The following is a 9,528-nucleotide window of genomic DNA, read 5'->3' on the forward strand; positions in this document are numbered from 1 at the left end:
GTGATGGTTCTCACGTAGCTGTGCTCCACTCGGTCGGGGGGATCATGAGGGCGTCGCGGCGGTCTTCCGGCAGGTCAGTCGGCTGGTCGTTCCCCTTCGGTCGAACTCAGTCGAAGGTGACCGGGAGGCCGTCGAACTCCTCGCCGGTGGGAGGCACCCTGAGGGCCGACAGGGTGAACCGCATGACCTCGTTGAACACGGGGCCGCAGACCTCGCTGCCGGTGTAGGGGCCGGACGTGGGGTTCTGGACGGCGCAGTAGACGGTGACGCGCGGGTCGTCGGCCGGCGCGAAGCCGGCGAACGAGGAGGTGTAGCCGTTGTAGCGACCGGTCTCCGGGTCCACCCGGTTGGAGGTGCCGGTCTTGCCCGCCACCCGGTAGCCGGGGATGCGGGCGGCGTGCCCGGTGCCCTCCTCGGAGGCCACGACGGTCTCCAGCATCTGCGTGAGCTGGCCCGCCGTGTCCTCGCTGACCACCCGGCTGCGTTCGGGCTCAGGGGCGGCCTCGTAGTCGCCGTCGGGGCCGGTGGTGCCGCGCACCAGGCTCGGGGCGACGCGCTCGCCGCCGTTGGCGATGGTCGAGTAGACGGAGGCGGCCTGGACGGCGTTGACGGAGAGGCCCTGGCCGAACGGGATCGTGTACTGCTGGGAGGCGTCCCAGTTCTCCGGGTCGGCCACGATGCCGGGGGTCTCGCCGGGGAAGCCGAGCCCGGTGGGCCGGCCAAAGCCGAACGCGGTGAGGTAGCGGTAGAGGATCTCGTTGGCCTCCGGCTGGTCGTCGCCGAGCTGCTCGGCGGCCAGAATGGTGCCGATGTTGCTCGACTTGGCGAGCACCCCGGCAAGGGTCAGGTACCAGGTGGGGTGTTCGATGTTGTCGCCGAAGTTGCGGTCGGCCCGGGGCAGCCGGTTGGGCACCACGACGTTGGTGGACGGTGTGGCCGCGCCCTCCTCGAGGACCGCGGCCATGGTGATGACCTTGCTGGTGGAGCCCGGCTCGTAGGCGTCCTCGAGGGCCGGGTTGCGCAGCTGGCCGGCGTCGACCGAGCCGATGTCGTTGGGGTCGTAGCCGGGGGCGCTGGCCAGGGCGAGGAGCTCGCCGGTCTCGGTGTCCTGGACGACGACGTAGCCGCTGGTCGCGTCGGACTCCTCGACCTGCGCGGCGATGGCCTGCTGGGCGGCCCACTGGATGTCGCGGTCGAGGGTGAGCTCCATGTCGGTGCCTGGCACAGCCGGGTCCTCGCTGCCGCCCGCGGTGGGCACGCGACGGCCGCCGGACTGGGCGTAGGTGATGCTGCCGGCCTCGCCGGCCAGCTGGGTGTCGAGCTGGGCCTCAAGGCCGCCGCCGCCCGTGCCCTCGCTGTTGACGAAGCCGAGCACGGCGGCGGCGAGGTCGCCGTTGGGGTAGACGCGCTTGGGATTCTCCTCGGCGAAGATCCCGTTCAGCACCTGGTCGCCGGTGCCCTTGTTGGCCTGCTCGGCCAGGTTGCCGCGCAGGTCGCGGATCTGGGTCCAGACCTGGGGGGTGCGCTGGCGGGCGAGCAGCGCGTACTTCTCGTCCGGGTCGTCGAGCAGGTCGGTGAGCTCGGCCTCGTCGCGGTCGAGGATGGGCGCGAGGAGGGCGGCGGCCTGCGCCGGGGCGTCGGGGACGCCGGTGGCCTCCTCGGTGAACATCGAGGGGTCAGCGGTGATGTCGTAGGCGTCGACGGTGGTGGCCAGCGCGTTGCCGTTGCGGTCGGTGATGTCGCCGCGCTCGGCGGCGAGCGGCACGGTGACGATGCGGTTGCGGGCGGCCTCCTCCGCGTAGGAGGCGGCGCCCATGGCCTGCACCTGCACAAGCCGGCCGCCGAAGACCAGCATCACCAGGGTGAGGCCGATCCCGACGAACCGCAGCCTGGGCCGCGGATTCCCCAACCGCAACGAACCTGGATCCCGCCGGACCCTGGCGGACTTGCCGCCGCCACGACCGCCGCGGCTGGTGTGACTGCTGCTCACGACCACGTCCCTCCGTCGGTAACGGTGATCTGCCCGACCGAGGCGGGGCGCCTGCGGCGCGGCGCCAGCGGCGGGGCCGCGCCCGGCTCGCCGCCGGCGAGGCAGCCGCGGCACGGTGTCGGCGGCATGGCCGCACCCGTCAGGTCAGGACCAACCGAACGCGCCACACGCGGCAGCGCCAGGGCGGTCACGCCGAGCGCGGCAGCGCCGCTGGCAGCCGACACCACATCGGCCAAGGACCGACCACCGCGTCCGGCCCGTACCCCGCGGGCCGCGTGACTCGTGTGGCGCCGGTGCGCCGCCCGGCGGCGAGCCGCGCGCGGCAGCGCCAGGGCGGTCAGGCCGAGGGCGGCGCCGGCGGCGGCGTCGCCGGTCGGGGTCGGTGACGCGGCGCCTTCGGCGCCGGACGCGGGCGGCGGCGAGTCGTCGACGATCGTGCCGGGGGGAGTCGACGAGGGCGGTTCGGCCGGGTCCTCGGTGTCATCGGCCGAGGGGCCGGCCGCCTCGGGGCCGGTTCCGCCGTGGGGGGCCGGCGGCGTGCCCGACGCGCCCTCCGTGTCCTCCCCGCGCGGGGCGACGTCGCCGAGCAGGGTGCCGTCGGGGCCGAGGAAGACGGGTGGGCCGTCGGGGACCATGCCGAGCTCGCGGGCGCGCTCGGCGAGCGCGTCGGGGGCCGAGTAGCCGTCCACCTCGGCCTGCAGCTCCTGCTGCTGGTCCGTCAGCTCCTGCGTCTCGCGCCGCAGCTCGCTCAGCTCGAAGGAGCCCTCGTTGAGCGAGGCGTTGAGGAAGAGCAGGCCGAGCATGCCCGAGCCGAGCAGCAGCACCACCAGGAGGACGAACGGGGTTCTGGCGGCCGTCGACGAGCCCCTGGGGACGAGGCCGGCCAGCCGGACAAGACGCTGCCGCTGACTCATCTCAGGTCGCCTCCCTGATCCGTTCCGCCGCACGCAGCCGGGCCGGCGCGGCACGCTTGTTCTCGGCGAGCTCCGCCTCGTCCGGCTGCTCGGCGCCGCGGGTCAGCAGCCGAAGGCGGGGCTGGTACTGCTCGGGGATCACCGGCAGCCCCGGCGGCGCGGTGCTCTCGGAGCCCTCCGCCAGCACCCGCTTGACCAGCCGGTCCTCGAGCGAGTGGTAGGAGAGCACCGCGATCCGGCCGCCCACGGACAGCGCCGCGACGGCCGCCGGCAGGGCACGTTCCAGGACGGCGAGCTCGCCGTTGACCTCGATGCGCAGCGCCTGGAAGGTGCGCTTGGCCGGGTTGCCGCCGGTGCGCATGGCGGCCTGCGGCAGGGCCTGGCGGATGAGCGCGACCAGTTGGGCGCTGCCGGTGATGGGGGCGCGGGCGCGCTCGCGCACCACCGCGTCGACGATCCGGCGGGCGAACCGCTCCTCGCCGTAGACCCGCAGCACCCGGACGAGCTCGCCTGGCGGGTAGCTGTTGAGGACGTCGGCGGCGCTCGGCCCGGTGCCCTGGTCCATCCGCATGTCGAGCGGCGCGTCCTGCGCGTAGGCGAAGCCGCGGTCGGCCTCGTCCAGCTGCATCGAGGAAACGCCGAGGTCGAACAGGACGCCGGCCACCCGGGGGATGCTGAGACGGGCCAGCACGTCGGGGAGTTCGTCGTAGACCGCGTGGACCAGCGTGGCCCGGTCGCCGAACCGGGCGAGCCGCTCACCGGCCAGCTCCAGCGCCGCCGGGTCGCGGTCGAGGGCGACGAGCCGGATGTCGGGGAAGGCGTCGAGCAGCGCCTCGCTGTGGCCGCCGAGGCCGAGAGTGCAGTCCACCGCGACGGCGCCGGGACGGTCGCGCAGCGCCGGGTCGAGCAGGTCGAGGCAGCGCCGGAGCATGACGGGGCGGTGCCGGGCCTCCGGCGGCCGGTCGTTGCTGGTCGTCATGCGCCTTCCGAGAGAGCTTCCGAGGGCGGTGGAGAAAGAGAGGGGTGACGGGCGAAGACGGCGGCTTGCGGGATCGTGCACACGCCTCCCAGTGCGCGTCACACTAGCCCACCTGTTTCCGCGGTCAATCACTGAGGTTGATCGGGCGCCGCGTTTCGGACCGGGCCTGTGAGCCGCGTCACCTCTCTGGGGGAGACGACCTCCCAGTACTCGTATTAACGTCCCAGATATGCCTCATACGGTCACAGACGAGCTGGTCAACGCCAACCACCGATACGCCGAGCAGTTCACCGACCCAGGGATGGACGCCAGGCCCGTGCGCAGGGTGGCGATCGTCGCCTGCATGGACGCGCGGCTCGACCTGCACGCCGCCCTCGGCCTCCGCCTGGGCGACTGCCACACCATCCGCAACGCGGGCGGCGTGGTCACCGACGACATCATCCGTTCGCTGACCATCAGTCAGCGCAAACTCGGCACCCGCTCCGTGGTGCTCATCCACCACACCGGCTGCGGGCTGCTGACCCTCACCGAGGACTTCAGGCACGAGTTGGAGCACGAGGTCGGGCAGCGGCCCAGTTGGGCCGTTGAGGCGTTCACCGATCTGGACCAGGACGTGCGCCAGTCCATGGCGCGCGTGCGTACCTCGCCTTTCCTCCCGCACACTGATGACGTACGCGGCTTCGTCTTCGATGTGACGACAGGTCTGCTGAGGGAGGTGGATCCGGCCAGCGAGGCGGCGAGATGACGAGCGAGCGCCGTAGTGTGAAGAATGCTGGGCGGAGGAAACCACCCGGTGCGGATCCGATGTCCGGGTAATCGGTACGGTCCGGGTCGCGCTTCGAGCCGGGCCCTGGAGTGAGCGAGAAGGGCCGAGGAGGGCCGGGTGACGACCTATGAGGAGCAGACCAAGCTCACCGATCTGAGCGCCACGGCGGAGCAGGTGCGCCGCGCCGTGGAGAGCGTGATCGAGGGCAAGCCGGAGGTCGTGCGGCTCTCGCTGACGGTGCTGCTGGCCGGTGGACACCTGCTCCTCGAGGACGTCCCGGGAGTCGGCAAGACCATGCTGGCGAAGGCGCTGGCGAAGTCGATCGACTGTTCCGTGCAGCGCATCCAGTTCACGCCAGATCTGCTGCCCACCGACATCACCGGCGTCAGCGTCTACGACCAGCAGCGCAGCGAGTTCGAGTTCAAGCCGGGCGCGGTGTTCGCGCAGATCGTCATCGGCGACGAGATCAACCGCGCGTCGCCGAAGACCCAGTCGGCGCTGCTCGAGTCTATGGAGGAGCGTCAGGTCACCGCGGACGGGCGGACCTACGAGCTGCCGAGCCCGTTCATGGTGATCGCGACGCAGAACCCGGTCGAGATGGAGGGCACCTACCCGCTGCCCGAGGCGCAGCGCGACCGGTTCATGGCCCGGGTCTCGATGGGCTACCCGTCGCCCGAGGCCGAGATGCGGATGCTGGCCTCGCACGGCGGGGCCTCGCCGCTCGACGCGCTGCGGCCGGCGGCGCACGCGCACGACGTGCTGCGGCTCGTCGAGGCGGTGCGCGAGGTGCACGTGGCCGACCCGGTGCGGCGGTACGCGGTGGACCTGACGGCCGCCACCAGAACCCACCCTGAGCTGCGGCTCGGCGCCTCGCCCCGGGCCACCCTGCACCTGCTGCGGGCCGCCAAGGCGGCGGCGGCGCTCGCCGGCCGGAGCTTCGTGCTGCCCGACGACATCCAGCGGCTCGCCGTGCCGGTGCTCGCCCACCGGCTGCTGCCCACCGCGCAGGCCCAGTTGAACCGCCACAGCACCGAGCAGTTCGTCGCGGACATCATCCGCAGGACGCCGGTGCCCGACCCGTATGCCGCCAAGCCGCAGCGGGGCTACTGATGGCCCTGCCCCATCTCGCCGGGACGGGCGAGGGTGCGGGTGAGGGCGACCGGGGGCCGCTGAGGGCCGCGTTCAGCGGGCTGACCACCAGGGGCAGGTCGTTCCTCGCGGCGGGCGGCGCCGCCGGCGTGTGCGCCTACGTGCTCGGCCAGCCCGACCTGCTGCGGGTCGGCGTGCTGCTGGCCGCGCTGCCGCTGCTGTGCGTGCTGGTGCTGCACGGCACGCGCAGCCGGGTGACGGCGACACGGAGCCTCGCGCCGGCCCGGGTCGCGGCCGGCGGCGAGGCCCGGGTGCACCTCAGGGTGGACAACGTGGCGCGGATCCCCAGCGGGCTGCTGCTGCTCCAGGACCGGGTGCCGTACGTGCTCGGGCCCCGGCCCCGGTTCATGCTGGACCGGATCGAGCCCGGCGGCCGGCGCGAGGTGACCTACCGGATCCGCTCGGAGCAGCGCGGCAGGTACCCGCTCGGGCCGCTCCAGCTGCGGCTCGCCGACCCGTTCGGGATGGTGGAGCTCAACAGGTCGTTCACCACCTTCGACGTGATGACGGTACTGCCCAGGATCGAGCCGCTGCCGCCGGTGCGGCTCGGCGGCGACGCCAACGGGCACGGCGAGGGCCGGCAGCGCGCCCTCGCCGTGGCCGGGGACGACGACATCATCCCGCGCGACTACCGGCACGGCGACGACCTGCGGCGCGTGCACTGGCGCTCGACGGCGCACCGCGGCTCGCTGATGGTCCGCCGCGAGGAGAAGCCGCTCAAGGCGCGCTGCACCGTACTGCTCGACACCCGGCGCGGCGGCTACATCTCCTCGGGGCCCGACTCGGCGTTCGAGCGCGCGGTGTCGGGCGCCGCCTCCGCCGTGTTGCACCTGGTGGCCCAGGGCTACGAGGTGCGGCTCGTGACCGACACCGGGCTGCTGGTGCCAGGACCCGAGAGCCAGGCGGGCGACACCGCGGAGCTGACCGCGTTGATCATGGAGACGCTCGCGGTGATCGGCCACTCGGCCGGCACCTCACTCGCCGAAGCCAGGGCGGCGCTGCGGGCCGCCGACTGCGGGCTGCTGCTCGGCTTCCTCGGCTCGGTGGGCGCGGAGGAGACCGCGGTCCTCGAGGGGCTGCGGCAGCGCGCCACGGGCGCGGTCGGCTTCGTGGCGGCGGGTCAGCTGCCGCCCCAGGTGGAGGACGAGCGGCTGCGGAACGTCGCGCTGGCCGGCTGGTCGGCGCTGCCGCTGCTGCCCGGCGTGCCGCTCGGACAGGCCTGGCAGCGGGCGGCGCTCGAGTTGGCGGCGCGCGGCACGGGGGCGCGATGAGCGGGCGGCGGCTGAGCCGGAGGACGAGCGGGGAGCCGGTCGGATGAATGGGCTGATAGACGGCAGGATTCGGATCGCCTGCGCCGCCTGGCTGGCGACGGTGGCGGCGGCCGGGGCGCTGCTGCCGCTGATCGACGGCTCGGACTGGATGGTCCAGGCGGCGATCCTGCTGGCCGCGCAAACCTGCGTGGGCATGGTGCTGCGCTGGCGCGGGCTGCATCCGGCGGTGACGGTCGGAGCGCAGGCCGCGGTCTCGTTGATGCTGCTGACGCTCGTCACGGCCCCGACGTACGCGGTGGGCGGGGTGCTGCCAGGGCCGTCCACCTTCGAGCGGTTCGGGGTGCTCCTGCGGGCGGGCGCCGAGGACATCGGCCGCTACGTGGCTCCGGCCCCCGCCACCGACGGCATCCGGATGATGGTGTTCGGCGGGGTGCTGCTGATCGGGCTGCTGGTCGACGTGCTGGCCGTGACGACGCGCAGCGCCGCCTCGGCTGGGCTGCCGCTGCTCGCCCTCTACTCGGTGGCCGCCGGCGTGGCCCAGGACGGTCCCGGTTGGCCGTACTTCCTGCTCGCGGCCGCCGGCTACCTGGTGCTGCTGCTCGCCGAGGGCCGGGACCGGCTCACCAGGTGGGGCCGGTTCTTCGCGGGGCACGGCCCGGGCCACGGGATGGCGCCCAACGACCACGCGCTGGCGGCCGGCCCCCGGGCGCGCGCCGGCCGCCGGATCGGCGCCGTGACGCTGGGCATCGCGGTGCTCGCGCCGGCGGCGCTGCCGTCGCTCGGCGAGGGTCTGCTCGACCTGGACGGCAGCGGCCGGGGCGGGCGCGGCGGTCCCGGGGACGTCGTCTCGGTCAACCCGGTGGTGGCGCTCCAGGACCAGCTGAACCAGCAGCAGGACCGGACGGTCCTGACGTACCGCACGACGAGCGCCGAGCAGTCCGAGATGTACCTGCGGCTGATCGCGCTCGACCAGTTCACCGGGGAGGAGTGGCGGTCCTCGCGCTGGTACGAGAGCGACACGCCGACCCCCCCGTGGCGGGTCCCCGGGCTCTCCGACGAGGTGGCCACCACCCCGGTCACCACGACGATCCAGGTCGCCGACTACTACGCGCAGGAGTCGCTGCCCGTGCCCTACCCGGCGACCTTCGTCACCGTCGAGGGCAACTGGCTGTTCGACCGCGGCACGCAGACGCTGGTGACCAACCAGAACGGCCGCACCAGTGCGGGCGCCGGCTACGAGATCGAGCACCTGCTGGTGGAGCCGACCGCCGACCAGCTGGCCGCGGCGCCGGCGGCCTCCCGGGAGCTGGTCGACTACTACACCCGGGTGCCGGAGAACCTGCCGGAGCAGGTCGCGCTGACGGCGCTGGACGTCACCTCGGGCGCGGCCAACGACTTCGAGCGTGCCATGGCCCTCCAGGACTGGTTCACCCAGGACGGCGGGTTCCGCTACGACACGACCGTGGCCTCGGGCAACGGCACCCAGGCCATCGCGAACTTCCTTCAGCAGAGGGAGGGGTTCTGCGTCCACTTCGCCTTCACCATGGCCGCGATGGCGCGCACGCTCGGGATCCCGAGCCAGGTGGCCGTCGGCTTCACCCCTGGCACGCGGCAGCCCGGCGGCTCCTACGAGGTGGGGGTGCACAACGCCCACGCCTGGCCCGAGCTGTACTTCCAGAGCGTGGGCTGGGTGCGGTTCGAGCCGACCCCCGGCCAGGGCAGCGCCCCCGCGTACACCCGTCCCGAGCCGTCCCAGCCGAGCGAGGAGCGGCCCGAGGAGCAGCCGGAGCAGACGTCGCCGACCGAGCCCGAGCCGTCCCAGCAGCCGACGCCCACCGACCTCTGCCAGCGGGACGCGAACGCGGCCGGCTGCCAGGACCGGGAGGAGACGCCGGAGAGCGACCGTAGGGAAGCCGGGCTGCCGGTCTGGCCGATCGTCTGGGGCGGCGGCGGGCTGCTGCTGGTGCTGCTCGTGGCGGTGCCGCCGCTGTGGCGCTCGCGGCTGCGGACACGCCGACTCGGCGGTGACGGCGCGCTGCCGGCGTGGCGGGAACTCCTGGACTCCGCGTGGGACTTCGGCATCACGCCGCTGCCGTCCGAGACGCCGCGACAGGCGGCGGACCGGATCGTCCGGGTGGCCGAGCTGCCGGCGGAGCCGGCAGCGGCGATCCACCGGGTGGCGGACGCGGTGGAGCGGGCGCTCTACGCGCCGGGGGCGGGACCCGTCGCGGTGCCGCTGGCCGAGGACGTCCGGGCAGTCGTGGCGGGCCTGCGGGGCACGGCGAGGCGGTGGGCCCGGCTGCGGGCGGTCCTCGCGCCGCGTTCCGCCATTCGGGTGATGCGGGGGGTGACGGCCTGGCGGGCCGACGCGGCCCGCCGGGTGGCGGCGGCGCTACCGGCGCGGCTGCGCCGCCGCCACCCGGCGGCCTAGCCGGCTCTCCGGCGCTTCGCGCCGAGTC

At 73.9% G+C, this 9,528-nt stretch carries 7 protein-coding genes; 4 read left to right on the forward strand and 3 right to left on the reverse strand.

Features of this window, described 5'->3' with window-relative positions:
* Positions 1-106: 106 nt before the first annotated feature.
* The 3 genes from E1265_RS10115 to rsmH are packed head-to-tail and all read right to left on the reverse strand — an operon-like array spanning position 107 to position 3,883.
* Positions 107-1,990, reverse strand: coding sequence for a penicillin-binding protein 2 (locus tag E1265_RS10115; protein ID WP_243740661.1), 1,884 nt, complete (start codon positions 1,988-1,990; stop codon positions 107-109).
* Positions 1,987-2,904, reverse strand: coding sequence for a septum formation initiator family protein (locus tag E1265_RS40650; RefSeq protein WP_132929922.1), 918 nt, complete (start codon positions 2,902-2,904; stop codon positions 1,987-1,989). The genes E1265_RS10115 and E1265_RS40650 overlap by 4 nt, the downstream gene beginning before the upstream one ends.
* A 1-nt stretch (position 2,905) precedes the next feature.
* Positions 2,906-3,883 carry a 16S rRNA (cytosine(1402)-N(4))-methyltransferase RsmH gene (gene rsmH, locus E1265_RS10125; RefSeq protein ID WP_132929923.1) on the reverse strand — a complete coding sequence of 326 codons (978 nt, stop codon included), beginning with the start codon at positions 3,881-3,883 and terminating at the stop codon, positions 2,906-2,908.
* Positions 3,884-4,112: 229 nt separating this feature from the next.
* On the opposite strand from rsmH, the gene E1265_RS10130 reads away from it, so the two are divergent.
* The 4 genes from E1265_RS10130 (at position 4,113) to E1265_RS10145 (ending at position 9,500) form a co-directional block, all read left to right on the forward strand.
* Positions 4,113-4,628, forward strand: a complete 516-nt coding sequence (locus E1265_RS10130; protein ID WP_132929924.1) for a carbonic anhydrase — start codon at positions 4,113-4,115, stop codon at positions 4,626-4,628.
* A 138-nt stretch (positions 4,629-4,766) separates the two neighbouring features.
* Entirely contained in the window at positions 4,767-5,759 is a 993-nt protein-coding gene (locus tag E1265_RS10135) for a MoxR family ATPase (RefSeq protein WP_132929925.1), read from the forward strand.
* Positions 5,759-7,069 (forward strand): DUF58 domain-containing protein, encoded by a 1,311-nt coding sequence (locus tag E1265_RS10140; protein ID WP_132929926.1) that lies wholly within the window; start codon positions 5,759-5,761, stop codon positions 7,067-7,069. Before E1265_RS10135 ends, E1265_RS10140 begins: the two co-directional genes overlap by 1 nt.
* 43 nt (positions 7,070-7,112) lie before the next feature.
* Positions 7,113-9,500 (forward strand): DUF3488 and transglutaminase-like domain-containing protein, encoded by a 2,388-nt coding sequence (locus E1265_RS10145; RefSeq protein WP_243740662.1) that lies wholly within the window; start codon positions 7,113-7,115, stop codon positions 9,498-9,500.
* Positions 9,501-9,528: the final 28 nt, after the last annotated feature.

The sequence above is a fragment of the Streptomyces sp. 8K308 genome (assembly GCF_004348315.1).
GTDB lineage: Bacteria > Actinomycetota > Actinomycetes > Streptomycetales > Streptomycetaceae > Streptomyces.

Coding starts and splice junctions, on each gene's coding strand:
- E1265_RS40650 (WP_132929922.1), bottom strand. CDS start 2,904: ATGAGTCAGCGGCAGCGTCTTGTCCGGCTGGCCGGCCTCGTCCCCAGG.
- rsmH (WP_132929923.1), bottom strand. CDS start 3,883: ATGACGACCAGCAACGACCGGCCGCCGGAGGCCCGGCACCGCCCCGTC.
- E1265_RS10130 (WP_132929924.1), top strand. CDS start 4,113: ATGCCTCATACGGTCACAGACGAGCTGGTCAACGCCAACCACCGATAC.
- E1265_RS10140 (WP_132929926.1), top strand. CDS start 5,759: ATGGCCCTGCCCCATCTCGCCGGGACGGGCGAGGGTGCGGGTGAGGGC.
- E1265_RS10145 (WP_243740662.1), top strand. CDS start 7,113: ATGAATGGGCTGATAGACGGCAGGATTCGGATCGCCTGCGCCGCCTGG.